This window comes from Mycobacteroides saopaulense, from assembly GCF_001456355.1.
Classification (GTDB): domain Bacteria; phylum Actinomycetota; class Actinomycetes; order Mycobacteriales; family Mycobacteriaceae; genus Mycobacterium; species Mycobacterium saopaulense.
This window is the reverse complement of sequence record NZ_CP010271.1, coordinates 690,275-716,150: the sequence shown is the minus strand read 5'-3', so window position 1 is coordinate 716,150 and position 25,876 is coordinate 690,275. Positions and strand designations below refer to the sequence as shown.

Here is a 25,876-nt window from a genome sequence, read left to right as displayed (position 1 = left end):
TCAGCGTTACCAGATTAGCGCTGCTGGCGGCATCCCCCGTCGGCCGCGGTATCGAGTTGGATGTCCGTGGAGCTGATCGACGGCGTCAGGAACCGAAGATGCCCGATCAATTCGCGGGGCAGATCATCGATCCGCGTGGAGTACCGGCTTCCGTCGATCACGCTTCGCGCCGTCAACGAGAAGGTCTTGGCGACATCGGCGTCGAATGCCCCGTACTTCTGCAACGCCGTCGCGACCATCCGCTGGAAGGGGCTCAGATTCCATGTCCTGAGGTCCAGGGACGGATCCAGCTGAATGCGTATGCCCTCGGGCACCCCGCCCGCGACGGTGCCGTCCGACCTCGTGCCCGGGTAGACATACGTGGGTGCGTTGATCGGGATGGCGAACCGGAGCGCGTGGTCGATCACGCCGGCCTGCACGTCTTCCGGTGTTATCAACCCGGCGAGATAGGACAGTTCGCCTCCCGAATGCGCCGGACCACTGACGTGCCCGCCGGATCCGATGTCCACCCGGTAGGTGGCCTGGGCGATCGCGGACATGGAATCCGGTTTGAAGGACTGGAATTCGTACTCGCACCCGCTGGTGTCGTCGATGATCGCGATATGCGCATCGGTGTCCTGCGTGGGGCGGTAGTGCGGCAGGTACGGCACCTCGATCGACTTGCCGCTGTTGCGCACCGTGACGGTCCGGGTCGGGGTACCCGCGGGTGCGTGATACACGGCGGTGGTCCAGATGTCCTCGTTGACGTCGATGGCCTTGACATCCGGGTGATTCACCAGCGCCGCAACCCAATTCGGCGAGCGCGGGTCGACCGCCGGATTCGACGGGAGAGGCTGGTTCAGAAACGAGTTGGCCGCGAAATAGTTGCCGTTCGCGGACATCGGGCCGGGCCCGGCTCGGGAAACCGAGAATTCTTGTACGGCAGGGCCACTGGTACTGGAGTAGCTGACGCGGACGGTATGCACTCCGGCCTCGACGGTGCGGGTGGCCAGGTCGGTCCCCCAGTCACGAGTGTTGGCGTGATCGAAGATCTGCTCGTCATCGAGCCACACGCGTGCCATGACGCCACCGCTCATCGAGGCGATCTGATATTGGCCCGTCACCGGGAATCGCAAGGAACCGGTGGCATCGGCCGAGAACCGGTCGGCATTTACCCCGGGCGTGGGAGATCCCGCGAAGTTCCCGCCGACGGAGTACTCGCACCGTGCCAGCACCGCGGTCCCCGACTGGTCGGTGTTGTTGTAGTACCGCGTCCAGTACTGGCCCACATCACAAGGATTGTGCGCGGCGGCATCTGCCTGCGGACGGGCTGGCACGCAACCAGACACCAGCACAATGAACGCCAACAGAAGGGCCGTACCGCGCACAGACCCACTGTACGGGCGCTGTGCTACACCCTGGACGCGGCGAGCTTCTCGAAGTACTTCTGGGTGCGCTTCATCGAAAAGCCGACGATGGCGTTCACCGCAGGCGTGGCATTGCGAATCGGGCCGGTGCCGTCGATGGCCCAGAGCCAGGTGAAGTCGGCACCACGATCGGTGGGCGTCACGATGTAGTCCTCGGCGAAGGCACGCAAGCCGGGCACCGGCACCGGAACGCTGGTCACGTAGAACGCCTTCCGCTTGCCTTCCTCCCAGAGGAAGTAGTGCTCATTCACCTTGGGCCCCACCGCGGGCCCGATCTTGCGGACCGCGCCGACGCCGGAGCGGGGGTTACCCCACACCACCTTGATCCCCGGCGCCAACCAGCGGAGCGTGGTGTCGTTGGTCAGCTCGCGCCACACCGTGTCGGCGGATACCGGCACGGAGATGGTGTGGCTCGCTCGCACCGGAGCACTGGACAGGAAGGCTTCATCGACTGCTTCAAGCGAAGGCATTCCCGTAACTTACGGTATCGGTCAGCCCGTAAACAATGGGGCTAGACCCCCATGACCTCGCGCACAAACAAGTCGATACCGGAACGGTCGTAGGCCGCCTCCGGGAAGTTGCATATCGCATAGCCCAGCCCCAATCGGCGGAACTCGGCCAGCCGCTCGGCGATCTGCTCCGGAGTGCCGGCGGTCGTGGCCAGGTTACCCACCGTGACGTCGGCGACGTCCTCGCCGACGACCGGGACAAGCCGCGCCCTGATGGCCGCCAACCGATCGGCGACCTCGGCCTCGTCGGCGCCGACGACAACGTTGATGTTGGCGCTCCGGACAATCGCATCGAAGTCGGTATCGATGTCCTTGCAGTGTGCCGCAAGAATTTTCGACTTGTGATCGAACTCCTCCGGGCTCTGACCGAAGTTGGTGTACTGCGCGTAGCGGGCCGCGATCCGCAACGTGACCTTCTCGCCGCCACCGGCGATCCACAGCGGGATACCGTTGGGCTGCAACGGCTTGGGTGCCACAATGGCATCATCCACCTGGTAATACGTGCCATCCAGGCTGACGCGCCCATCGCGCCAGGCGTCGCGCATGATGCGAACGCCCTCACGCAGTCTGCCCAGGCGCTCGGCCGCACCGGGGAAGCCGTAGCCGTATGCGCGCCACTCGTGCTCGTACCAGCCGCCGCCGATACCCATCTGGGTGCGACCACCGGAGATGATGTCCACGGTGGCGGCGATCTTGGCCAAGTACACCGGATTTCGGTATCCCATCGCCGTGCACATCTGCCCCAGCTTGATCCGTGAGGTCACGGCGGCGAAGGCGGACATCAACGTCCACGCCTCGTGGGTGGCCTCGTCGGTGGGCACCGGCACGGTATGGAAGTGGTCGTAGACCCACACCGAGTCCCAGGGGCCGCTCTCCGCATACCGCACCAGATCGCGCATGACGTCCCATTGACGGTCGGGCGCTATGCCCACCAGATCCAGGCGCCAGCCCTGCGGGATAAAGACTCCGAACTCCAGTGTCTCGGCCACCTGCGCCACACTACGCCCGAGACGGTGACCCCACCCATCGGGTCAGTGCGTCACGAAGCCCCTCGTCGGACCCCTGGCCCACCCACGCGACATATCCGTCCGGCCGCACGAGCACCGCGTCCGGCGCCGTCACCTCACCCAGCACCGGAAGTTCCCAAACCCCTGAATGTTTGGTGTCGACGAGATTTACCCGATCCGTCCATCCCTCGATGTCCAGGCTCTGGGGATCTCCGAAATTGAACAGCACAGGGCGAGCAGCATGCAGATACGTGTACATCCGTGACGGGCCGTCCACGGTCACCACGTCGAGATCGGGCACACGACGGCCCAACAGTGGATGCCCGTCGCCCAGCTCGTAGTGGATGTCCAGGCCGCTCATCATGCCGGCGATGCGCTTGCGTGGTTCGTCCATGGCCAGCAGGTCGGCCATGATGTCACGCAGCGCATCCATGCGCGGACCCGCCTCGGACAACGGTGTCTGGGCCATGGTGTTGTGCAGCACCCGCTCCGCCACCGGATGACGCTCGGCGTGGTAGGTGTCTAGCAAGGAATCCGGTGCTTCTCCCTTGATGACCGCGGCCAGCTTCCACCCCAGGTTCACCGCGTCTTGTACGCCGGTGTTGAGCCCCTGCCCGCCGAACGGGAAATGGATATGCGCGGAATCACCCGCCAGGAACAGGCGACGGTCGCGATACCGGTCCGCCTGACGCGTCATATCGGAGAAGCGCGACATCCACCGCGGACTGTGCAATCCGAAATCCGTTCCCGCGATGGCGATGAGCGCTTCCTTGGCCTCTTCCAGCGTCGGTTCGACGCCGAGCCGATCGAGGTCGGTGCTGAAGACCAGACGGCACCATCCCTCCTCGAAGGGCAGTATCCCGAGGAACGATTGCCCCGGCTTGCGCAGCAGACCGAACTCGAGCGGTTGCTCGGTGATCTCGGCATCGACCAACATCGCGGAGCACGACGGGTCATGGCCGGGAAAGCCGATCCCGGCAGCCTTCCGGATGGCGCTGCGCCCGCCATCGCATCCGATGAGGTATTGCCCACGCATGGCGCCACCGTCGGCAAGATCGACGTCCACGCCGGAGGCGTCCTGGGTGAATCCGACGACTTCGGCGCCGTAGTAGACCGGTACCCCGAGTTCTCCGATCCAAGCCGCCAACGTCTTCTCGGTGTAGTGCTGCAGCAGACCCAGTGCATACGGGTGCCGGGTCGGAAAATCCGCGATGCTCATGAAGATGCCCGAGAAGTGGGTGACCTGTCCGGTCATCCCCTGGGAGAGGAATCTCTCGGCGATCCCGCGCTGATCGAAGACCTCGATGGTGCGCGAATGCACCCCCGCCGCACGCGATCCCACTTCCTCGTGGCTACCGCGACGTTCCAGGACCGCGACGTCAATGCCGGCGAGCGCCAGCTCACCGGCCAACATCAGCCCGGTCGGGCCGCCGCCCGCGACAACAACCGCATGCTCGGTCATGACACTCCTTAACATCGTTATCGACATTGACTCCATAATTACTTTAACGCTGTTAAAGTGTCAATGTGATTCTGAATCGGGAGACGATCGCTCGCGCCGGGCTCGTCCTGCTGGACCGCCACGGTGCCGAGAAACTGACCATGCGCTCTGTCGCAGCGGCACTCGGCGTGCAGGCCCCCGCGTTGTACTGGCACGTGAAAAACCGCCGCGACCTCGTCGACGCCATGGCCGACGCCATGTTCGGCGATGCGGTGGACAACTTCGATCTCTCGACGCCGCAGTGGGATCGGTTTCTGGCCGAGGGCGCCCGCGTGCTGCGCCGGGAAATGCTGCGCTACCACCAAGGAGCACGGATTCTCGCCGGCACCGCCACCTCTCGCGCTGCTGACCTGACCGAGCCCATGCTCAACGTGATGACCAAGGCGGGATTCAGCTTGGCCGATGCCGCACGACTGGCGCCAACGATTTTTCACTACACCATCGGGTTCACCATCGAACAACAGACGCGCGACGGCTTCGAGTACCCGGAGTCCAACCCCTATAGCGAAGAAAACATGCGCTCGCACGTCGACATGGCGACGCATCCGACTGTGGCGCAGGCCTTCTCCGAGCTCTACGACCCGGACTTCGACGCCGATTTCGAAGACGGGCTAGCAGTCATCATCGATGGCCTACGAGCTCGGCTTCGCGGGAAACGGGCATCGCCTGCTCCTCGGGTGACGACTCGTCACAAATAGATTCGCATGCCTCATCCGGTTCCGGTTCCCGGCCCGCACCCGCCCGCTTGAAGCGGGAAAAGTGTTTACGGAACCAGGGTTCAACGATCGCCGAGGGCCACCAGTTGGCCTGCCCACACAGCACCACCAGGGCGGGAATAGTGATGGTGCGCACCAGGAACGTGTCCAAGAGCAGACCCATCCCGATGATGAAGCCCGCTTCGACCATCGACTGCAGGTTCCCGATCAGCAGTCCGAACATCGACGCGGCGAAAATGACTCCGGCAGAGGTGATCACACCACCCGTCGACTTCACCGTCTTGATGACGCCGGAGCGGATGCCGTCCGGCGACTCATCGCGGATGCGGGAGATGAACAACAGGTTGTAGTCCGCACCCACCGCCACCAACACGATGAACGCCATTCCGGGCACACTCCAGCTCAATGGTTCGCCACCGATGAATTGGAAGGCGATTACCCCGATGCCCACCGCCGAGGCATACGAAATGATCACCGAACCAATGAGATACAGCGGTGCCACGATTGCCCGCAGCAGCGCGATGAGGATCAGTAGCACCACGATGACCGTCAACACGATGATGAATCGCAGGTCGTGGTTGTAGTAGTTGCGGATGTCGTTGTACATCGCCGACAGTCCGGCCATCGAGATGGACGCATCCGAGAGCGTGGTGTTCGGTTGCGCACTGCGCGCCGCGTCCTGGATGGCGCGGACCTGATCCATGGCCTCCGGGCTGAACGGATTCAGGTTGCTCTGCACCAGGTAGCGCACCGCATGCCCGTCTGCCGAGACAAACGCCGCCGCAGCATTTTTGAACGAATCCTGGGTGAGTACCTGCTGGGGGATGTAGAAACCGGACATCGATCCGGGTGCCGCGTCGCGCTTGGCCGCGACCAGGAGCGTCGAGGCGTCGCCCAACTGGCCGCCCATCTGTTTGGTTTGATCCACCAGCATCTGTACGCCCTCGGCCAGCTGCGCACTACCGTCGGCCAGCGAGTTCACTCCGGTGAGGACCTCGGCGAATCGCTGCTGGATGCCATAGGAGTCGGCCAAGCCCAATCGTCGCAGATTCGTGTCGATGGAGTTCAGCGCGGTACGTAGCCGCGCGATGGTGGCGGTGATCTGTTTGTCGTTGTCGACGGCCTTGAGCTCGCGCCCCAGCTCGACGATCCGGTCTCTGGTGCCATCTTGTTTGGTCTCCAGGAATCGGTTCATCTCCTCTCGGGAGGACCGGCAGGCGGGATCCATGTCGCAGGCTGGGTTGCCGACCAACACACGTGCGACCGGCTCGATCCAGCCGTACACCTCGCTGGCGCTCTGGGCATTCGACTCGATCACGTCTCCCAGTGAATGCATGCTGGTGACCAGCTTGTCCACCGAATCCAGATCGGCCAGCGTGCCCGTCTTACCGCTGCCGCGCAGCTGAGCCAGCACCTCGACCAGTGCACGCGCGGTGCCCAGCGAGTTCTTCACCGAGTCGCGGACCTGACCGAGCTTGTCCGCCAGTGTGTGTCCGCCCGCCGCCAGCTTGTCCAGGTCTCTGGTACGGGCATCGATCAGGTTCGACGCGTCGCCCAGCTTCCCGCCGACCTCACCTGCCTGGAACGACAGCTTGGCCTCTTCCAGCGGCTCGCCGGTGGGACGGGTGATACCCCGCACCTTGTCCACGCCGGGCACCTGGCTCACCCGTGCGGCCATCTGCTCCAGATCCGCCAGCCCACGCGGGGTACGCAGGTCATGGGGCGACTTGATGTAAAGGTATTGCGGCAGCGTCGAGTTCACCGGGAAGTGTTTCTCGATGGCGGCATAGCCCAAGTTGCTGTCGGCCCACGCCGGCAGGTTCTTGCGGTCGTCGTACCCGAATTTCACCATCGCACCGCAGGTCGCCAGGATGATCAGGATGACCAGGCTGACCGCCAGGTGCGCGCCCGGACGTTTGACGATGTTGATGCCCGAGCGGTGCCAAATCTTGTTCGCGTACGCCTTTCTCGGCTTCACCCAGCCACGGCGCCCCACCAGCACCAGCACCGCGGGCAGGAAGGTCACCGAGGCCACGAAGGCGATCAGGATGGACACGCTCAGCGCCGGACCGATGGTGGACAGGATCCCCAGCTTGGTGAAGCCCATGCCCAGGAACGTCACCGCCACCGTCGCGGCCGAGGCCGCTACCACCTTGCCGATAGATTCCAGCGCCGCGGCCACCGCACTGTCCGAATCCATGCCCTGCTTGACGTACTCGTGATATCGGCTGATGAGGAAGACCGCGTAGTCGACGCCCGCGCCCATCATCATCGCGGTCATGAAGGTCAGCGTCTGATTCGAGATGCTCAGGCCCATCTGCGCCAGGCCGCCGACGGCAGCCTGGGCGATGCCCAGCGAGACACCCACCACGACGAGGGGCAGCATCATCGTCACCGGATTGCGATAGACGATCAGCAGGATGAGCAGAACCAAAGCAGCTGTCGTGATTTCGACCTTGTGCAGATCGCGCTCTCCCACCACCGTCAAGTCCCCGACCGTGGCGGTCGGCCCCGTCGTGAAGGCGTTGAGGGTGGTTCCGGCGGTGGAGTCCCTGATGATCTTGAGCGCGCCGAGGTAGGCCTTGCCGGATTCCGGGGTGGCCAGTTCACCCTGCAATCCCACCGGCAGGTACCAGGCTTTGCCGTCCGTGCTCGACATCATCTCGCGCAGTGGCGGTTTGGTGATGAAGTCCTGCACCATGCTCACGTCGCGGGTGTCCTCACGCAGCCGGGCGGCCAGCACCCGGTAGGTCTGCTCGTCGGCGGGCGTCAGCCCGTTCTCGTTGGTGAGGACGATCAGCAGGATGTTTTGAGCACCCGACTCCTGGAAGGACTCGACCATCTGCCGAGTGGTCTCCATGACGGGAGCATCCTTGGGCAGCAGGTCGACCGGGTGTTCCTCGATGGCCTTCTGCAACGACGGCGCGGTCAGCGCCAAGATCGCGGCCAGGCCGATCCACACCCCGATAACGACGACAGGGGCTCGACGGACGACCCGTGCGATCAGTCCGTAGATGCGACCTGTGTTGTCCGCCACGACTACTCGATCACACCGTGCAGGCCGAAGTCGTCAAGCGTCTCGGACAGCAGGTTGGTCAGGTCGGCACGTGACTCGATCACGCCGGGTTGGTATCCGATGACGGCCAGGAAGATCTGTTGGTTGACCCTCCCTGATGCCAGGAACAGCTGCCCATAGGTGCTCAGTACCTTGTCGGGCCGCACCCGCTGTTCGGCCAGCTTGCAGAACACGTAGTCGGCATGCGTGCCGTCGGGCCGATTCACATCGGGATCGAGCGGACCCACGTTGGAACAACCGACGGGGTAGTCGTTGTACTCCAGCGCGACATCGGCGAGACGGCGCGCGGCCGCCTTTGGGATGAACGGCGTCAACGGCAACAACGCCCACTTCTCATCGGGTGCGTCGCGCAGACCGGAGAGCACCTTCTTGGTGGCACTGCGGATTCCGCTCAGATCGGTGGTCAGGTCCGCAGGCTCGACCGGGAACATCACCGAGGTCATGGCGTTGGCGCGGTGATCGCCCTCGGTGCGTTCGTTGACAGGCATCGAGAGCGTGACCCGGCCATCCGGACCGAGTCGGCCCACCTTGGCGGCCAGCTGGGCCGCGAAGGCACCGACCAGCGAATTGCTGGTGCCACCACGACCGTGAGCGTGTGTGTCCCAATGGTTTTCGTCCAAGTACACGGTGACCGCCGGTATCTGGTCGATGTATGCCTCGGTGGCGGGCCGGCCGGCGTGCTTGATGTCCTGGCGTCGCGAACTGAGCATCTTGGTGGCCTTGCGGAAGGCTCGTGCGGTATCCGGCAGGTCACGTCTGGCACGCCGCAGGTCTTCCCGCATGCGCCGGAAGCGCGTGCCCGACCGTGGTGTCTCATAGCCCAGCGGCAGGGTCGCGTCGTTGGCGGCATCGGCGATGGCGCGGCACATTCCCACGCCGTCGGCGATGCTGTGCGAAACCACCAGGCTGACCGCGGTGGCGCCGTCGGTGAACCGCGTGACACCGAGCCTCCAGGACGGACCGTGCTCGGGGTCGACCGGCAGCTGCGCATGCCGGTGCACCCAGTCCTGCAATTCGGTGCGTGGTAGTGGTGCGAGCTCGACGTCGATGGGGTGGCACGTCGGATCGAGCACCCAACGATGTCGGCCAAAAGGCAAGCGTGAACGCTCGATTCGCCGACCGAACAGCCCCTGGCCGAGGTTGGCGTGGAATCTGCGCAACCGGTCGGTGTCGATATCGCGCTCGTAGATCCAGACCATCTGCCCCAGTGTGGACAATTCGGTGGCCCGCAACCCGAGGAAGGACGCTTGATCGACGAAGTCCAGGTGCGCGGCCGCCGGTACCGGGGCGGCCGGTCTGGCCTGAACCTCCGGGATCGTCGCCGTCACAGTGACTCTCCCGCCGGCGACACCCCCAACGTGGTGTAGAGCTCGTTGATCAGCCGCACACTGCGAGGATCGGCATCTGCCTTGGTCACGTCGAACTGGTTCATCACGTACGAGTAGCCGATGCGGTGTTCCAGATCGACGAACGCGTACGAACCGCCAGACCCACCGTGCCCGAATGTCTTTTGGTTGGGTCCGGCATAGCAACGCTGGTTCAGCATGTAGCCCAGCCCCCAGCCGTGGTTGGCCACCCGGGGGCCCAGCACGACGTCGGGGTCGAAGCCTCCCTGCGACACTCGCACCACGTCCATGTGCTCGTGGCTGAGCAGCTTGCCCAGCGCCATGGCGTTGTAGAAGGTGGCCATGCCCAGCGCGGAAACGTGTGCGTTGGTGCCGGGGAACTCCAGCGCCCGCCACAGTGCGATGTCCCTGCGCGCTATCTCGTCGTCGGGGATGAAATCACCCGAGATGAGCGGGCCTGCCAGCGGGTGATCGCTCATGCAGTCGAATTCGCCAGGCGCACCGCGAAAGACGTCGCGCAAGTACGGCTTGTTGACCAGTTCGGCGCAGCGGTGGTGCTCACTGTGTGGCAGGCCGACGTGCACATCGAGTCCGTATGGTTCGGCGACCTCGGTGCGCAGGAACTGGCCCAGTGTCTTACCCGTGGTGCGGCGGACGACCTCGCCGAGAATGAATCCGAACGTCGCCATGTGGTACCCCTGGGCGGTCCCGGGCTCCCACCACGGCGTTGCCCTGGCGATGTGCTCGCACACCTCGTCCCAGTTGGCGGCCTGCTCCGGCGTCAACCGGGTGCGTGGTCCGATCACACCGGAACGATGCCCCAGCACCATGGCCAGCGTGATGGATTCCTTACCGGCCTGGCCGAATTCGGGCCAGTACAGAGCGACCGGTGCATGCAGGTCCAGCACGCCGCGCTCAATGAGCATGTGAACGCAGGTGCTCATCAGCCCTTTGGTGCCGGAATACACCGGCGCCAGGGTGTCTTCGGTCCATGGGCGGGTACGCGCCTCGTCGGCCCAACCGGCCCACAGATTGACGACGAGCTCTCCGTCGACCCAGATCGCGACGCCCGCACCCAGTTCGTCGTTCTCCAGGAAATTCAAGGCGAACGCGCGCCGCACATTGTCGAAATCCGGTGAGTTGGTTCCGTTCACCGCGATGTCAAGGCTAGTGCTCATGACAATCCCAACCTTTCACTGCTGCTCGGATGCGGCGCCTGTGCCGCGGATTCAGGAAACGAACTGTGACTGCGCGACACGCTGGTAAACCAGGCGGGCTACCTCGAAATAGCGCGACACAGATTCACGGGCGACAGCATTGTCGGGGAACGAGATCGTCAGGTTTGTTTCGTTCTCAAACCTGTTGACCCACATGCACACCTGGTCGGAAGAACGGCTGTCCCCGTAGATTCCGCCATTGATGCGATCCCATTCGGCACTGACCGGGATCTTGCGCGCGTCCAGGAAGGACACCATCGGGACCACGTAATCGGGTGCGGTCAGCCCCGATTCGGGTCCCGCCAACTCCAGCACCCGCTCGAACGGCACCTTGGCCAGGGGCTGACATTCGTCGAAAGACTTCTGCGCGGACCGTGCGACCGCCGCGAAGGAACCGTCCGACATGTCGACGACAAAGGGGATAAAGCTGGCGTACCAGCCCACCGACAGCTGCTCCTCCGGTGTGCTGCGGGTGTCGTACGGGGTAATGCCGTAGAAGGCGTCAGCCCCGGTGAGTTCGCGATCGATCAATGCCGCACATGCGAAGACACCGCCGCTGAATCGCACACCCGCTTGTTCGCAAGCCCTTTCGAACGCGACGGTTTCCTCGGCAGTCAGCAGCGGTGCGGCGACCATCCCGCCGACGTTCGGCACCGACCGGTCGCCGAGCGGTAGGACGAAGTCCGGCAGGGTGCCGCCGTTGTCCCGCGCGTAGCGGATCCAGGTCTGCACCTCGAAGGAATCCAGAGTCATCGCCTGGTTGTGCGCGAGCTCGCGGGCAGAGAAGTCGAGGTAGCCGGCAGGAGGCGGAAGTTGCAGCGCGGAACCGTGAACCAGGCTGGCGTACATCAGCTGGATCTCGACGTACAGGATTCCGGTGGACATGCCGTCGGTGTGCAGGTGGTCCACGCTGATGTACACCGTGAAGTGGTCTGCGCGCTGAATGACCCCGAAGGTGAAGCAGTCCCACGTGAGCGGGGTGCCCGAGGTGCGCAATAGGTGGGCGCGGATCTCCTCGGGACCCTGCAGGCCGTAGTCCTGCGGCACGAAGTCGATGGTCTCCGGGTCGCCGATCACGTGCCGCACGATGTTGTCGGCCGTATCGAACTCGAACCACGAGTGGTAGGTGTCGTGGCGGCGCAGATGGGCATTGATGGCCGCGGTCATGGCGTCGACATCGCAGATCCCGGGGACATCCCAGGAGCCGATTCCCAGCCGCCCCATCTCGCGGTCTTCACGGGCGAGCTCCCGGTACGAGCGCACATGCTGAGCCTGCTGATAACTCGGAGGCACCACGCTGGCCGGCGCCTGCGCCGCGACCTCGCGAGCGCGCGGCGAAGCGTTCCAGGAGATGACGGTTCCCGGCTTGGGGCGCCAATCGTGGATCGTTCCGAGTGCAACCATCGTCCCTATTCCTGTTCAGCGATCTTGATACCGAGCCGAACCAAAATCGATTTGCCTGCACCATTGCGAGCGGCAAAGCCATTACTCATTGCGAGCAGCGTAGCGAATAAATATCTCGCAAAGGTACGTTCCGTGAAAGAAATAGCTAGTGAACTGTGGGTAACGGCACGTTACGGCGCCTTCCAGCAACTTATCGAAAGACTTACGGTAAACTAATTCCAGCAAATATAACCCGCGTACAGAAATACCATATGACCTGGCCATTCACGTCTGGTTACGCGAAGAACCATTAACTATGTCTGTAGTGCCATCAGAGAACCTACGGCACCAGCGAGAAATTTTGTGGCCCACCACCCGGCGCTACCAACTCTGTGGCGCGCGCCACGCCCTCTGGGGCGAAATTTCTGACGGCCGTCTTCATTTCCGGCCCGCGAGCATGCTCACACATGTCGAAATCCGGCCTTCTGAGGCACCTTTCGGGCGAGGTAGGCAGCCGCATCGGGCCTGGATCGCCGGCGGGAACGGCCCCTGAAACAACTTCAGCCGCCCACCCCGAAGGGTGAGCGGCTGAAGTTACGAGAGCCTGCCTACGCGTCCAGGAGCGACGCGGGCGGGTTGAAGCGGTCACCGTACTTGGCGGCCAATTCCTTTGCGCGAGCCACGAATCCGGCCTTGCCCTTACCGGCCGGCCCTTCGTATCCGACAATGTACTGGTGCACACCACCGGTCCACGCCGGGAAGCCGATGCCGAAGATCGAACCGATGTTGGCGTCGGCGGTCGAGGTCAGCACGCCCTCGTCGAAGCACTTCTGCGTCTCGATGGCCTCGGCGAACAGCATGCGCTCGATGAGGTCCTGCAGCGGCGGGTTGGCCGAGTCGGAACCGGCACGGGTGTTGAACGTCGTCCGCAGGCCGGGCCACAGCTCGGTGCGCTTGCCATCCACGTAGTCGTAGAAGCCGGCACCACCCAGGCGGCCCGGACGGCCCGCCTCGACCAGCGTGTCGATGACACGGCCCGCCGGGTCGTCCGGCAGTTCCTTGCCCTCGGCCTTGGCGGCCTCGACGGTCTCCTTACGGATCTTCTGCATCAGTGTCAGGTTCAGCTCATCCGACAGCTGCAGCGGCGGAGCCGGGTATCCGGCCTGGCTGCCGGCCTGCTCGATGGTCGAGGGCTCGATGCCCTCGGCCAGCATGGCAACGGCCTCGTTGACGAAGGTGCCGATCACGCGGCTGGTGAAGAAGCCGCGGCTGTCGTTGACGACAATCGGGGTCTTCTTGATGGCCAGCACGTAGTCGAACACCCGGGCCAGCGCCTCGTCGGAGGTCTTCTCGCCGCGGATGATCTCCACCAGCGGCATCTTGTCGACGGGCGAGAAGAAGTGGATGCCGATGAAGTCTTCCTGGCGCTTCACACCCGAAGCCAGCCCGGTGATGGGCAGGGTGGAGGTGTTGGAGCCAAGCAGTGCGTTGGGCTCGACGATGTCCTCGATCTCCTGGAACACCTTGTGCTTGAGCTCGGTGTTCTCGAAGACCGCCTCGATCACGAAGTCGACACCGGCCAGATCGGCGGGGTCGGCGGTCGGAGTGATCTTGGCCAGCAGCGCCGCGGACTTTTCCTGGGTGGTCTTGCCGCGCGAAAGAGCCTTCTCCTCAAGCTTTTCCGAGTAGCCCTTGCCCTTCTGAGCCGCCTCCAGCGAGACGTCCTTCAGGACGACGTCGTAACCGGCCTTGGCCGAGACGTACGCGATACCGGCGCCCATCATGCCCGCGCCCAGCACACCGATCTTCTTGATGTCCTGCTTGGCGATGCCGTCCGGACGTGAACCGCCGCCGTTGATGGTCTGCAGGTCGAAGAAGAACGCCTGGGTCATGTTCTTGGCGACCTGGCCGGTGGTCAGGCTGGTGAAGTAGCGGCTCTCGATACGGCTGGCCGTGTCGAAGTCCACCTGGGCACCCTCGACCGCGGCGGCCAGGATGGCCCGCGGGGCCGGCATCGGCGCGCCCTTGAGCTGTTTCTTCAGGTTCGACGGGAACGACGGCAGGATCGCCGCGAGTGCCGGGGTGGACGGGGTGCCGCCGGGGATCTTGTAGCCCTTGACATCCCAGCGCTGCACGGCCTCGGGGTTGGCCTTGATCCAGGCCTTGGCGGCGGGGATCAAATCGTCGACGGAGCCGACGAGCTCGTCGATCAAACCGACTTCCTTGGCCTTGGTCGGGTTGAAGCGGGTGCCCTGGGCCAGCACGGTCACGAAGCCGTTCTGGATGCCGAGCATCCGGGTCACGCGGGTGACACCACCGCCACCGGGCAGCAGACCCAGCGACACCTCGGGCAGACCGATCTGAGATCCCTTGACGTCGGCCGCGATCCGGTAATGAGTGGCCAACGCGATCTCCAGGCCGCCACCGAGGGCGGCTCCGTTGATGGCTGCCACGACCGGACGGCCGAAGGTCTCCAGCGTGCGCAGGTCCTTCTTGATCTCCTCGACCTCGTTGAAGGCCTCCTGGGCGTTCTCCGGCTGGATCTGGATGATCTTGGTGAGGTCACCACCGGCGAAGAAGGTCTTCTTGGCGCTGGTGACGATCACACCGGTGATCGAATCCTTCTCTTCCACAAGGCGCTTGACGGCCGCGGCCATCGACTGCTTGTAGTCGTCGTTCATCACGTTGGCCGAGCCGTTGGGGTCGTCCAGGGTCAGGGTAACGATGCCGTCGGCATCCTTTTCCCACTGAATGGTGTTTGCGCTCATTGGTTCTGGTTCCTCTTGTCTTTCCGACTCAGACTCGCTCGATGATGGTGGCAATGCCCATGCCGCCGCCGACACACAGCGTGATGAGGGCGCGCTTGAGGCCGCGACGCTCCAGCTCGTCGACCATGGTTCCGGTGATCATGGCGCCGGTGGCACCCAGCGGGTGGCCCATGGCGATGGCGCCGCCGTTGACGTTGAGCTTCTCGTCCGGGATGTTCAGGTCCTTCTGGAACTTGAGGACCACCGAGGCGAAGGCCTCGTTGAGCTCGAACAGGTCGATGTCATCCACCGTGAGGCCGGCACGATCGAGCGCCTTCTTGGCCGCCGGGGTCGGGCCGGTGAGCATGATGAGCGGCTCGGCGCCCGTGATCGCGGTAGAGACAATGCGTGCCCGCGGGGTAAGGCCCTGCGACTTACCGGCCTCCTCGGAACCGACCAGCACCAGCGCGGCGCCGTCGACGATGCCGGAGCTGTTGCCACCGGTATGCACGTGGTTGATCTTCTCGACGTAGTGGTACTTGATGCGTGCCACGTCGTCGAAGCCTCCGAGCGCTGCCAGGCCCTCGAAGGCCGGCTTGAGCTTGCCCAGGTCGGCGGCGGTGGTGCCGGGACGCATGTGCTCGTCGTGGTCCAGGATGAGCAGACCGTTCTGATCCTTCACCGGCACAACGGACTTGGCGAAGTAGCCACCGGACCACGCGGCCGCGGCACGCTCCTGCGAGCGGGCCGCGTAGGCGTCGACGTCGTCACGGGTGAAGCCCTCGATGGTGGCGATCAGGTCGGCACCGATGCCCTGCGGCACGAAGGACACGTCGTAGTTGGTGGCCGGGTCCGAGGCCCAGGCGCCGCCGTCGCTGCCCATCGGCACGCGCGACATGGCTTCCACGCCACCGGCGAGCACCAGGTCGTCCCAGCCTGCACGGACCTTCTGAGCTGCGACGTTGACGGCTTCCAGACCGGAGGCGCAGAAGCGGTTGAGCTGCACGCCACCGACGGTGTCGGGCAGGCCCGCGGCCAGCACCACGGTGCGGGCGATATCGCCACCCTGGTCGCCGACCGGCGAGACCACGCCGAGTACGACGTCGCTGATCAGGTTCTCGTCCAGGTCCGGAAAACGGCGGCGGAGCTCTTCAACAAGCCCGACCACCAGGTTCAGCGGCTTGACCTCGTTGAGGGCGCCGCCGCGCTGCTTGCCGCGAGGCGTGCGGATGGCCTCGTAGATGAATGCTTCAGTCATGGGTATACGTCCTTATCCGGTGCGTATGGGGCATGTGGTGCAGGCGCCCGGCCCTGAATTCGGATTGACTCCGGGTCAGTTTCGCCGAGACAGCCTTACGTTAGACCAGGGTGGCCGTCCCGTGGTAAGCAGCCCTCCCAACCCGTTGGTTGGTACTTTTGCGACGCTATGCTTCGAGTGTGCTGTGGGCCCGGTCGCGACCGATAAGACGCGTGCTCATCGGCGCTATTGCACTTCTGGCGATATTCGCGGTGTGGAATGGCTGGGAGTGGGTCACCGATGGTCCCGGCCACCGCAAGCCGGCACCCCCGCCCGCCTCGTTCACCCAGCGAGCTTCTCTACCGAGCTGCGGGACGCACATTCACTTCCGCGAGAGTCTGCCCGCGGCACAACGCGACTGCATGAACCACGGCAGAGCTTCCGGGGCAGGCGGCGAGCTCACCGTCGTCCAGCCCACCATCGAAGGCGATCCCATCACCACCTACTACCGGGTGTTCTCCCCCGATCAGAGGGTCGAGGTCTTCGTCGACTCCAGTGCCGACCGGTTCGGCAATTTCGGCTGGAGCCACTTCTTCTGCTGGTCCGCACCGCTCAACTACCCACCCGATCCAAGCTGCGACTCACCGGCAGACCAGCGCGACCGATAGACCGTCTGGTGTGCGACCCCCAAACGGACACGCGCTGTGCGGTGCTCTTCGACGAGATTTCGCCGAAACCTCCCGCAGTGGCCCCCAGGCGACAACCCTGAAGCGATGCTCACACGACTCTGCATCGCGACGGCGACCTTGGCGGTTGCCGCAGCAGTGTGTCCGCCGGCACAGGCCGAGCCGGAACCGCTCTCTGCCGACGTCGCATTCGAGCAGCGGGCGCCACTGCACTCGTGCGGGCGCTTGCGCATGTTGCCGCCCTCGCACGAGATCCCGCCGGACTACCTCAACTGCATGCGCCAGGCTCGCGCCGCCGGCACCGGCGCCGAGCTGGTGACCACCGTCGCGAACTTCTTCCTCGAGGACACCACCACGTACTACCGCGTGTACAGCGCGAACCGCGATGTGGAGATGTTCGTGGACAGCCGCGACCGCGGCAATCCCGGTTTCAGTCACTACTTCTGCCCGATTCCGGATACCGACCTGTCCTTCGAGCCGCCCAGCTGCTAGGTCCGGCGGTAGGCTCGCCGGCATGGAGCCGGCGATCAACGAACACGGACCAGCGTGAATCCGAAGACCGTCGCACGGTTGCGCCCTTTCGGCGCAACGATCTTCGCCGAGATGTCGGCCCTGGCCGTTCGGCACGACGCGATCAACTTGGGTCAGGGCTTTCCCGATGAGGATGGCCCGACGGCCATGCTCGACGCGGCACAGCAGGCCATCCGGTCCGGGCTCAATCAGTACCCACCGGGGCTGGGCACTCCCGAGCTGCGCCGAGCCATCGCCGCCGATCGGCTCGCCCGCTACGGCGAGGAGCTTGATCCGGAAACGCAGGTGCTGGTCACCGTTGGCGCCACCGAGGCGATCGCCGGGGCAGTGCTCGGCCTGGTCGAACCCGGTTCCGAGGTCATCCTGATCGAGCCGTACTACGACTCGTACGCGGCGGTGGTGGCGATGGCCGGCGCGGTCCGGGTACCGGTGCCGCTCGTGCCCGATGGCGCGGGCTTTGCGTTGGATACCGCGGCGCTCGCGGCCGCTATCACGCCCCGCACAACGGCATTGGTCATCAATTCCCCGCATAACCCCACGGGCAAGGTCTTCACCGACGCCGAGTTGGCCCGGGTGGCCGAGCTCGCGGTCGAACACGACCTACTGGTCATCTCCGACGAGGTGTACGAACGACTGCTCTTCGACGGGCGCACGCAGACCCCGATGGCCAGCCTGCCCGGAATGGCCGATCGCACCGTCACCATCTCCAGTGCCGCCAAGACGTTCAACTGCACCGGCTGGAAGATCGGCTGGGCGTGTGGCACATCGGCATTGGTCTCGGGAGTGCGCGCGGCCAAACAATTCCTTTCCTATGTCGGCGGCGGGCCGTTTCAGCCCGCGGTGGCCGTGGCACTGGACACCGAACAGGCGTGGGTGAAGAACCTGCGGGAGTCGTTGCAGCGCAGGCGTGATCGCCTCTCCGAGGCGCTCTCTGGACTCGGCTTTGAAGTGCACAGCAGCGAGGGCGGCTATTTCGTCTGCGCCGACCCACGTCCCCTGGGATTCGACGACAGCGCAGAACTCTGCCGACGCCTACCGGAAACCGTTGGGGTAGCGGCGGTTCCGGTAAGCGCCTTCTGCGATCCCGGCACGGAGACGGCCGAGAAATGGAATCACCTGGTGCGGTTCACCTTCGCCAAACGCGACGCGGTGATCGACGAGGCGATAGCCCGCCTGGCGCGGCTAGGAGCCTAGACCCGAGGCCAACACGTCGGGCTTGCGCCGCGCCTTGGCCAACCCCGGCACGATCTTGATGAACTCGGTGATCTCCGCGACCGCACGCCGGGCGTCCGGGTTGGTGAGCGCGAAGATCTGGAACACGTGAATCGCACGGTCGAAGATCTGCAGGCGCACCGGAACCCCGGCCGCGACAAGACGTTCCGCAAACAATTCCGAGTCGGGCCGCAGCGCCTCCTGCGAACCCACCTGCAGCAGGAAGGGGCCCAGGTCTGTCAGATCCGCGTCGGCCGGGCACAGACCCGGCTCACGCGCACCGTTGCGCAGCAGGAACACGTCGTTGATCATCGTCAAGAAGTCGACGGGGAACATGGCATCGCCCACGCGCCTGGCGGCAGCGTATTTAGGCTCCATGTCGTTGTTGGTCGCCGCCGAGATCAGTACGCAGCCGGCGGGCGGCGTCAAACCCTCGTCCCGCACCGCGATCGCGGTCATGGCCGCCAGGAACCCGCCAGCGGAATCGCCCGCGAGCACGATGTTGTCGGGGTCGACGCCCTGACTTAGCACGTAGCGGTAGGCGTCGACGCCGTCGGCGACGGCATCTTCGACCAGATTGCGCGGGCACAGCCGGTAGCCCACGTTCAGCGCCCGCGCACCGGAATCGCGCGCGATACGGCTGACCAACGGCCGGTGGCTGTTGATGCCCAGCGCGATGAATGCCGACCCATGGAAGTAGATGACCACCGGGGCATCCGGCCCTGGTTCGTTCTTGGTGTTCCACGTCCATTCGGCCGGGCAGTTCGGCAGCTGAACGCGCTCGGTGTGGGTTCCGGACACCCCGGGCACCCAGCCCATCAGACGTTCCAGTCCGTCGTAGCGCCGATTCAGCAGGGCGTCCGGGAATCGCCGGTTCACGGCCATCATCAGCTTGGTCAGTGCGTACAGACCCGGCTTACCCAACGCCTTGAACAGGTATGTCTCGGCCACAGAATGCCAATTGGCCTTGCCCATCCACTCCGGTCCGGCGTAGGTAACGGCGGCCTGCCGGGATTCGGCGGCATGTCGGGCACTGGTCATCAAGCCTCCTCGTAGCGTCATTGCTTTGCGGTGAGACTACCAGTACCTAGTACTGGCCATCTCGGCTAAATCACCAGCCGATGTCGGCAAGCTCCGTGGTGTCCTTCGGCGGCGCCGCGATGGGGCCGCTCGGAGTACGCGAGAAGCGCGGGGCCGGGGCTGCCTGGGTCGCTCCGTTGACGTCGATGATGGTGCCGCGATCACGAAGGTGTGCGTTCTGCTTGGCTTCAGCCCAGGTGAGCACCGGTGAGACGCAGGCGTCCGTGCCGATGAAGATCTCGGTCCACTCATCGCGTGTCTTGGTCTTGAACGCGTCGTCGAACATCTTGCGCATCTCGGGGTAGCGCGCCTTGTCGAGCTGGAACGGAACGCTCTCGGGATCCAGGCCGAGCCCCTGCACCAGGATGGCGAAGAACTGCGGCTCGATCGAGCCGACCGCCATGTACTTGCCGTCGGAGGTCTCATAGGTGCCGTAGAACGGCGAACCACCATCGAGCAGCGCCGACTCCCGCTCATCGAACAGCAGGCCGTTGTTGTACATCGTCCACTGCATCTGAGCCAGCTGGCTCACGCCGTCGACCATCGCGCCGTCGATCACCTGACCCTTGCCCGACTTCTCGCGCTCGTACAGCGCGGCCAGGATGCCCTGCACCAAAAGCATTGAGCCACCGCCGAAGTCCGCGACCAGGTTCATCGGCGGCATCGGCGGACGGTCCTTGTAGCCCATCGATCCCAGAGCGCCGGTCAGCGAAAGGTAGTTGATGTCGTGTCCGGCGCGGTCCGCCATCGGGCCATCCTGACCCCAACCTGTCATCCGGGCGAAGATCAGCCGAGGATTGCGCTTGGCACACTCCTGCGGTCCGATGCCGATGCGCTCGCACACGCCCGGCCGGAACGGATCCAACAGCACATCGGCCTTGTCGACGAGCGCCAACAGTGCCTCGGGGTCCTTCTTGACGTCCAGGTTGACCAGTCGCTTGCCGCGATGGAACAGATCGCTCTCCTCGGCGGGGATCGCCAGGCCACCGGGGCGACGTACCCGGATGACGTCTGCACCCAAGTCGGACAACATCATCGCCGCGTGGGGACCGGGGCCGATGCCGCCGAGTTCGATCACCTTTACGCCCGCCAGGGGGCCTGTCTTGACGCCAGTGTCAGCCATGGGGTCACCCTAACCAGTCAACCCGTTGGTTGGGAAGTGCGACTACAACGACGACGAGATGGCGGGCGCCGAGGTTTGCGCGGGTGCCGGTACCGGGGTGGGGGTGGGGAAATTGGGTATCACCGGCCGCGACGTACTCGGTGCCGCCGGGGCGTCCGACGCCGGTGGTGGCGCGGGCGGCGGTGTGAATTCGTACGCGGGCAGCGGCGGAGGTGGCGGATCGTCGTCGCCCTCACGCCAGTGCGTCGAGCGATACAGATCGATTACCTTGCCCAGGTCATGCAGGCGCAGCGCCGGCGGGCGACCACCGCGCGCGTCACGGATGCGCTGCGCCTCCCAGGCTACGAGGCATTGCGCGGTCGGCGTGTTGTACAAGCTTTCCAGGAAGGGGGTCAGCGCCTTGGCGAGGTCACCCTCCGCCTTGAGGACGTCGTTCCGATACGGGCCGTAGTACGGGAGAATCGCTTCCAGGATGCGCACCATGACGGTCTGGAATCGTGTGACGAACTGATCGATCGCCCACGGATGCCGCGACAACAACGGGGAGATGCGGGCCAGCACCGGACCCATCATCTTCAGAATCGGTTCATAGGCCGTGGCCGGTGCGAAGGCCTCCGAGGAGAAGACACCGGCCGCCGGGGCGACGTCGATCAACGAGGCCAGCCCGCCCTGCTCATCCGGGCCAGGTGCCGGCCAACCGAAAGGGCAGGGCTGGGCAACAGATATCGGCAGACCGCGGTCGGTCACCGAGGGCAGGGCACCAAAGGGCCCGGCGGCCACCGGCCCCGGCGGATGCGAGGGCGGCTGGGGGCGCGGCAGCGGTGCCACCAGCTGAGGCCCCGGCGGCGGCACCGGGATCGGAATCGCCCCCTCGGGGATCGATCCATCGCGGTTCACAATCTGATAGCCGACAATCGGTGCTCGCGGTGGCGAGTACGACAGCTGGGTGATGGCCGCCACGCTCCCGATCACCGTGATGGCGGCGAATGTCCTTACCGCGATGACGAATACACGTTCCTTGGCGGGCTTGCGGCTCGCCGTGACGAGCGGCGCCGTCTCTTCGGAGGGTGTTGCGCTCATCGTTCCTTCACCACACCTTCGAGGTGCCAGACCCCCGTAAAGCTGTTGAACGGGCCGCCCACGATCAGGCTCGTCCAGTCGAGGGTGAACTTTTTGGTGTCCTTGTCGTACGTCCCGGTAGCCTTGGGGCTTTCGCCATCCACGGAGTCGTGACCGACCCAACGGCCGGCAACGAACTCCCACACCTGCTTGGCACGGGCCTCACCGGGAATCTGCGCTTGCTCCTTGGCCTTCGGCTTGGGAGCGCCCTGGTTGAACTCCTGCCTGTTCCACGACGCTGCCCACGCGGACAGGTCGGCCGAGATCGTGTCCCCCGACACCGTCGCCGAGGGGGCCAACAGCTCGCGCTGAGTCTGCGGATCGATCTTGTTGGTGGATATGCCGAACTCGATATTGAAGAACTTCGTCGGCTGCGTCACCCGGGCAGCAAGCGAGTAACCGGTGGCCTCGTCGAACGCGGGATCCGGCTCACCCTGGTAGTCCCCGAGAATCAGGCCGCCATCGGTGCCCGGCAAGAGCAAGGTGGCCGCCCCCTGCGGCACAGGGGAATTGGCGTTCGGCATGAACGGACCCTCTTGCGGGTTGCCGCCCGGTTGCACCATCTTGAACCAGGTGCCACTGAGCTTGTTGCCCTCGATCTTGCCGGGTTCCAGCGCCAGCAGCCCCGTCAGTGCGGACTCGACGGGCTTCTCCGACCCGCAGGCGGGTGCCGTCGCCAGCACCGTGACCGTCACCGCCACCCCGAGCGCACAACGCCACACCGATCTCACCGTCACCTTTTGTTGGGCCATCGAAGCACGCCTTTCGAGTCGAGGGCGACCACGGCCGCCAGTACACCGGGCACCAGGAAGAACCACCCGAAATAGTCGAATGCGCGGAATCCCGCAGGAGCCGTAATCCGATCGAGCGCCACCACCCTGCCAAAGTTGTCCACGTTGTCGGCCATCACTCCGATAAGCGAAGCGAAATCAGCTGTCATGGGCTGCCATTGAGCGACAAAGGCATCAATGCCCGGAACCGCGCGGGCCGGATCGCGCTGCCGCAGATCGCCGAGGAACTGGGTGTCCAACTCCCCCTCAGCCGCGACCAACACCACGAAATGCCGCTGTACCGCCGCCACTCGCTCGTGGGTCATGATCGGGGTGAAGGCATCGATGAGCTGGGCACCTGCCGGAGCACGCGAGAACAGCCCGTCCGCGAACGGCACCGCGATCAACACCGTCGCCGCTAGGAGTGCGAGAACCCGCGCACCGGTTGCCTTTTCAGCATCGCGAGTACGACGAAGGCCCCACACACCGGCGGCCACCAGAACCAGGCCCGGTACTGCCAGGAGAAACGGAAACACATCGAAGGGGCCTACGGCGCGCAACTGCCCGTAGTTGTCTACCTGGCCACTCACCGCATCCAGCAGACCGTTCATATCCTGACGAATCGACGGATATTGCGCGACAAAGGAATCCAGCCGCTCGTAGCGCCCGCCGGCAACCGACTGGGTTGCCTGCACATCGGCGCGGGCCGCGTCGACGGTGTCCAGGTAACCGCGGAACTTGGCGATCACCTCCGACGACACGAACGGTCGGAACTCGGTGAGTAACTGCTGCCCACCTGCGGCCCGCGTAAACATGCCGGTGATCACCGGCAGCACAAAGAGCAGTACGCCGAGAACTATCAGCGCGATGAACGGCCAGCGAGGTTTTGGCGTCGGCCCGGCCTCGGCCGCCACAGCCTGCTCACCCACGACGTCGGCATACGTGGGTAATGCCGGCGGCGTCGTCTCGGCGAGCCGCTCAGCGGCCACGGCTGAAGATCCGCTCCCCCACCACAAACAGGATGCCGCCACCGATGGCCACGAAGACCAACAGCGCGATGACCCACGGCGGTGTCACCGTGCGGGGGTTGTCGTCGACAGGCAATGCGATGAGCTGCTGACCGGCCGATAGTGGAGGCGGCGACACATACTGTTGCCCAGCCTGGACCACCACCTGACCCGGGGCAGGTGCCCCCGGCGCCGCGACAGCCGGTGGCGCATCGGCGGGCGGAGGCGGAGCGCCCGGTGCCGGCGGAGGTGGCGGTGCGGCGACCGCGCCACCGGCGCCGCCGCCCACCTTGCCGACCAGGTGCCACAGCCCGGTGAAGTCGTTGAAGGGGCCGCCGACGATCTGGCTGGTCCACTCGAGGATGAAGGCGCCCGAGTTGCGGTCGTAGGTTCCGGTCACCGGCGTGGTCTTTCCCGGAAGTGCGCCACCGGGTTTCGGTGCTCCCTGGTTGAACACCTGGTTGTTCCAGGTCACGCCGAAGGCACTGAGATCGCCGCCGAGCTTGTCACCGCTCACCGTGATCTGCGGGGTGGCCGTGCCCTGACCGGTTTGCGGGTCGGTCTGGTTGGACGCGGTCGCGAAGCCCACTCCATAGAACTTGACCGGTTGGGTGATGCTGCCGGACACCGCGTTCCCATTACCGTCGAACGCACTGGCGGGCTGCGGCTGATACTCGCCCGACTTCAGGCCACCGTCGGTGCCCGGTGCCAGCAGGGTGACCGTGTTGTCCGAGCATGTCGAATCGCCGTTGGCGAGATAGGGACCCGACGCGTCACCGGCGGGCAGGATCATGCGGAAGTAGGAGCCGGTGGCGCGGCCCTCCGCGCAACTGCCCGGGGTCAACGCGAACAGTCCATTCAGTGGCGTCGCCGTGTCCGCTACCGCCGGATAGGCGGCAGGAGACATCGCCGCGGCTGCCACAACGAGGGCGACCGTCGCGCGGCGGGTGAGATGCTTGATCATCGGTGTCCTATTGCAGACTTATTGCGCTGTTGCTCTGACCCGTAGCACGAGCTGGGAACGGCGCTAACGTATGAACGCCGCGACCAGGCGTCAATGGCAACGCCCGGCAACCCGCATCCAGCCTGGTGACGTTCCCGCAGGTGGTGGGCGTGCAACCCGATGGTTGGTCGTTCGATTCACCCCGAGCCGATTCGGGTCACATTCGTTTATCGCCGCTGACCGGTGGTAGCTTGCACGGCATGGCAACAGCCGGATGGCGCGTGATTGCCGCGCTTCTGATGCTGCTGGTGCTCACCGGATGTTCTGGCACGCAGCCTCCGGCACCCGCCCCCACACCGACCCAAGGCCCGGACGGGTTCCCACTGAGCATCCCGCACAGATACGGTGGCGCGTTCCTGCCGATGCGGCCCAACCGGATCGTCACGCTGGGATGGAACGACCAGGACCTCGTGCAGTCACTGGGCACCAAGCCCGTCGGCGTTCGATCCACATTGCCCGAGTACCCCATGTATCCCTGGGTGGTTCCGGAGGTTTCCCATCCGCCCGTCGTTTCGGGTGCCGAGCTGGACTTCGATGCCATCGCGGCCGTCAAACCCGACGTCATCCTGGCGATCGGGGCCGACATCGACAGGCCCAGCTATGACAGGCTGGCCAAGATCGCTCCGACCGTGGTCTCCGAGGATCGCGTCGACCGTGCCGAAACACCTTGGTACAACCAGCTCTTCACCATCGGACGAGTGCTCGGCAAGTCCGAACAGGCGCGCATGCGATCTGAAGAGGTCGGCACGCGGTACAACCAGATACGCACAGGACACCAACATTGGGTCAACCGCACGGCCGTCGTCGATTGGCTCGTCGACGGACAAGGCACCTTCCTCCTGGGGTTCCGTGATCCGCGACGTGCGGTTTTCGACGGCCTGGGGTTCCTGAGCCAGCGGTACGCCGGCCCCATCCCCGACAACGAGCTGAAGACCAAGGCCGACGAAGACCTCCTGGTTGTGGTGGGTGCCACCGAACAGCAAGCCAAATCCATGGGCGGCCTCGCCGATCTGCGGGCGGTCACCGAGGGGCGTGCCGTCTACATTCCGGCGGACAGCCCGGTGGTGAACGCCCTGCGGCTCGGCGGTCCGCTGGCACGTATCTACGCCCTCGAGCAGCTGACCCCGCAGCTCGAAAAGGCTTTGAAACCACCTGCACCGCGATAACCGCTCCCCGGGCTGCGGCATATAGATCTGTGGC

General features: G+C 64.9%; 21 protein-coding genes. 5 read left to right on the top strand and 16 right to left on the bottom strand.

Features of this window, described 5'->3' with window-relative positions:
• Positions 1-14 precede the first annotated feature (14 nt).
• Genes MYCSP_RS03630 through MYCSP_RS03615 form a run of 4 tightly spaced genes read right to left on the bottom strand, consistent with a single transcriptional unit; the run spans position 15 to position 4,384 of the window.
• A complete protein-coding gene (locus MYCSP_RS03630; protein ID WP_157886145.1) occupies positions 15-1,367 on the bottom strand; it encodes a PA14 domain-containing protein in 1,353 nt (450 codons plus the stop codon).
• 23 nt (positions 1,368-1,390) lie between these two features.
• Positions 1,391-1,876 carry an SRPBCC family protein gene (locus tag MYCSP_RS03625; protein ID WP_070913071.1) on the bottom strand — a complete coding sequence of 162 codons (486 nt, stop codon included), beginning with the start codon at positions 1,874-1,876 and terminating at the stop codon, positions 1,391-1,393.
• A 41-nt stretch (positions 1,877-1,917) separates the two neighbouring features.
• Complete coding sequence (locus tag MYCSP_RS03620) at positions 1,918-2,913, bottom strand: LLM class F420-dependent oxidoreductase (RefSeq protein ID WP_083019266.1); 996 nt, start codon at positions 2,911-2,913, stop codon at positions 1,918-1,920.
• Position 2,914: 1 nt separating this feature from the next.
• Positions 2,915-4,384: an FAD-dependent monooxygenase gene (locus tag MYCSP_RS03615; RefSeq protein ID WP_083019264.1), complete on the bottom strand. Its 1,470-nt coding sequence runs from the start codon at positions 4,382-4,384 to the stop codon at positions 2,915-2,917.
• Between the two features lie 65 nt (positions 4,385-4,449).
• Here MYCSP_RS03615 and MYCSP_RS03610 point away from each other — a divergent pair, with 65 nt between their 5' ends.
• Positions 4,450-5,121 (top strand): TetR/AcrR family transcriptional regulator C-terminal domain-containing protein, encoded by a 672-nt coding sequence (locus MYCSP_RS03610; protein WP_070913073.1) that lies wholly within the window; start codon positions 4,450-4,452, stop codon positions 5,119-5,121.
• Here MYCSP_RS03610 and MYCSP_RS03605 read toward each other — a convergent pair.
• From MYCSP_RS03605 to MYCSP_RS03580, 6 genes are all read right to left on the bottom strand, one after another.
• Positions 5,045-8,176: an MMPL/RND family transporter gene (locus tag MYCSP_RS03605; protein WP_088413193.1), complete on the bottom strand. Its 3,132-nt coding sequence runs from the start codon at positions 8,174-8,176 to the stop codon at positions 5,045-5,047. The genes MYCSP_RS03610 and MYCSP_RS03605 overlap by 77 nt on opposite strands.
• Positions 8,177-8,178: 2 nt before the next feature.
• Entirely contained in the window at positions 8,179-9,543 is a 1,365-nt protein-coding gene (locus tag MYCSP_RS03600; protein WP_088413192.1) for a condensation domain-containing protein, read from the bottom strand.
• Positions 9,540-10,739, bottom strand: coding sequence for a serine hydrolase domain-containing protein (locus MYCSP_RS03595; protein ID WP_070913076.1), 1,200 nt, complete (start codon positions 10,737-10,739; stop codon positions 9,540-9,542). The genes MYCSP_RS03600 and MYCSP_RS03595 overlap by 4 nt, the downstream gene beginning before the upstream one ends.
• 51 nt (positions 10,740-10,790) lie before the next feature.
• Positions 10,791-12,182 carry a condensation domain-containing protein gene (locus MYCSP_RS03590; RefSeq protein WP_083019258.1) on the bottom strand — a complete coding sequence of 464 codons (1,392 nt, stop codon included), beginning with the start codon at positions 12,180-12,182 and terminating at the stop codon, positions 10,791-10,793.
• 587 nt (positions 12,183-12,769) lie between these two features.
• Positions 12,770-14,929: a 3-hydroxyacyl-CoA dehydrogenase NAD-binding domain-containing protein gene (locus MYCSP_RS03585; protein ID WP_083019256.1), complete on the bottom strand. Its 2,160-nt coding sequence runs from the start codon at positions 14,927-14,929 to the stop codon at positions 12,770-12,772.
• A 28-nt stretch (positions 14,930-14,957) separates the two neighbouring features.
• On the bottom strand, positions 14,958-16,166 hold the full coding sequence (locus tag MYCSP_RS03580; protein ID WP_005073239.1) for an acetyl-CoA C-acetyltransferase: 1,209 nt from the start codon (positions 16,164-16,166) through the stop codon (positions 14,958-14,960).
• Between the two features lie 212 nt (positions 16,167-16,378).
• Here MYCSP_RS03580 and MYCSP_RS03575 point away from each other — a divergent pair, with 212 nt between their 5' ends.
• From MYCSP_RS03575 to MYCSP_RS03565, 3 genes are all read left to right on the top strand, one after another.
• The gene (locus MYCSP_RS03575; RefSeq protein ID WP_088413191.1) at positions 16,379-16,813 is read left to right on the top strand and encodes a hypothetical protein; all 435 of its coding nucleotides are present in this window, start codon (positions 16,379-16,381) and stop codon (positions 16,811-16,813) included.
• A 105-nt stretch (positions 16,814-16,918) separates the two neighbouring features.
• A complete protein-coding gene (locus tag MYCSP_RS03570) occupies positions 16,919-17,323 on the top strand; it encodes a hypothetical protein (RefSeq protein ID WP_088413190.1) in 405 nt (134 codons plus the stop codon).
• Between the two features lie 54 nt (positions 17,324-17,377).
• Positions 17,378-18,556 (top strand): pyridoxal phosphate-dependent aminotransferase, encoded by a 1,179-nt coding sequence (locus tag MYCSP_RS03565; protein WP_088413189.1) that lies wholly within the window; start codon positions 17,378-17,380, stop codon positions 18,554-18,556.
• On the opposite strand, the gene MYCSP_RS03560 is transcribed toward MYCSP_RS03565, so the two are convergent.
• The 6 genes from MYCSP_RS03560 to MYCSP_RS03535 form a co-directional block, all read right to left on the bottom strand.
• The gene (locus MYCSP_RS03560; RefSeq protein ID WP_083019250.1) at positions 18,545-19,615 is read right to left on the bottom strand and encodes an alpha/beta hydrolase; all 1,071 of its coding nucleotides are present in this window, start codon (positions 19,613-19,615) and stop codon (positions 18,545-18,547) included. The two genes, MYCSP_RS03565 and MYCSP_RS03560, sit on opposite strands and share 12 nt — an antisense overlap.
• 70 nt (positions 19,616-19,685) lie before the next feature.
• Complete coding sequence (locus MYCSP_RS03555; protein ID WP_088413188.1) at positions 19,686-20,777, bottom strand: CaiB/BaiF CoA transferase family protein; 1,092 nt, start codon at positions 20,775-20,777, stop codon at positions 19,686-19,688.
• A gap of 42 nt (positions 20,778-20,819) precedes the next feature.
• A complete protein-coding gene (locus MYCSP_RS03550) occupies positions 20,820-21,857 on the bottom strand; it encodes a hypothetical protein (protein WP_070913084.1) in 1,038 nt (345 codons plus the stop codon).
• Complete coding sequence (locus MYCSP_RS03545; RefSeq protein WP_083019246.1) at positions 21,854-22,648, bottom strand: hypothetical protein; 795 nt, start codon at positions 22,646-22,648, stop codon at positions 21,854-21,856. The genes MYCSP_RS03550 and MYCSP_RS03545 overlap by 4 nt, the downstream gene beginning before the upstream one ends.
• Complete coding sequence (locus tag MYCSP_RS03540; protein WP_083019287.1) at positions 22,630-23,595, bottom strand: hypothetical protein; 966 nt, start codon at positions 23,593-23,595, stop codon at positions 22,630-22,632. Before MYCSP_RS03540 ends, MYCSP_RS03545 begins: the two co-directional genes overlap by 19 nt.
• A gap of 49 nt (positions 23,596-23,644) precedes the next feature.
• Positions 23,645-24,637: a hypothetical protein gene (locus tag MYCSP_RS03535; protein WP_070913086.1), complete on the bottom strand. Its 993-nt coding sequence runs from the start codon at positions 24,635-24,637 to the stop codon at positions 23,645-23,647.
• A gap of 239 nt (positions 24,638-24,876) precedes the next feature.
• On the opposite strand from MYCSP_RS03535, the gene MYCSP_RS03530 reads away from it, so the two are divergent.
• Positions 24,877-25,842, top strand: coding sequence for an ABC transporter substrate-binding protein (locus MYCSP_RS03530; protein ID WP_133054160.1), 966 nt, complete (start codon positions 24,877-24,879; stop codon positions 25,840-25,842).
• Positions 25,843-25,876: the final 34 nt, after the last annotated feature.

Coding starts and splice junctions, on each gene's coding strand:
- MYCSP_RS03560 (WP_083019250.1), bottom strand. CDS start 19,615: ATGACCAGTGCCCGACATGCCGCCGAATCCCGGCAGGCCGCCGTTACC.
- MYCSP_RS03535 (WP_070913086.1), bottom strand. CDS start 24,637: ATGATCAAGCATCTCACCCGCCGCGCGACGGTCGCCCTCGTTGTGGCA.
- MYCSP_RS03530 (WP_133054160.1), top strand. CDS start 24,877: ATGGCAACAGCCGGATGGCGCGTGATTGCCGCGCTTCTGATGCTGCTG.
- MYCSP_RS03595 (WP_070913076.1), bottom strand. CDS start 10,739: ATGAGCACTAGCCTTGACATCGCGGTGAACGGAACCAACTCACCGGAT.
- MYCSP_RS03555 (WP_088413188.1), bottom strand. CDS start 20,777: ATGGCTGACACTGGCGTCAAGACAGGCCCCCTGGCGGGCGTAAAGGTG.
- MYCSP_RS03625 (WP_070913071.1), bottom strand. CDS start 1,876: ATGCCTTCGCTTGAAGCAGTCGATGAAGCCTTCCTGTCCAGTGCTCCG.
- MYCSP_RS03615 (WP_083019264.1), bottom strand. CDS start 4,384: ATGACCGAGCATGCGGTTGTTGTCGCGGGCGGCGGCCCGACCGGGCTG.
- MYCSP_RS03585 (WP_083019256.1), bottom strand. CDS start 14,929: ATGAGCGCAAACACCATTCAGTGGGAAAAGGATGCCGACGGCATCGTT.
- MYCSP_RS03580 (WP_005073239.1), bottom strand. CDS start 16,166: ATGACTGAAGCATTCATCTACGAGGCCATCCGCACGCCTCGCGGCAAG.
- MYCSP_RS03570 (WP_088413190.1), top strand. CDS start 16,919: ATGCTCACACGACTCTGCATCGCGACGGCGACCTTGGCGGTTGCCGCA.
- MYCSP_RS03590 (WP_083019258.1), bottom strand. CDS start 12,182: ATGGTTGCACTCGGAACGATCCACGATTGGCGCCCCAAGCCGGGAACC.
- MYCSP_RS03545 (WP_083019246.1), bottom strand. CDS start 22,648: ATGGCCCAACAAAAGGTGACGGTGAGATCGGTGTGGCGTTGTGCGCTC.
- MYCSP_RS03550 (WP_070913084.1), bottom strand. CDS start 21,857: ATGAGCGCAACACCCTCCGAAGAGACGGCGCCGCTCGTCACGGCGAGC.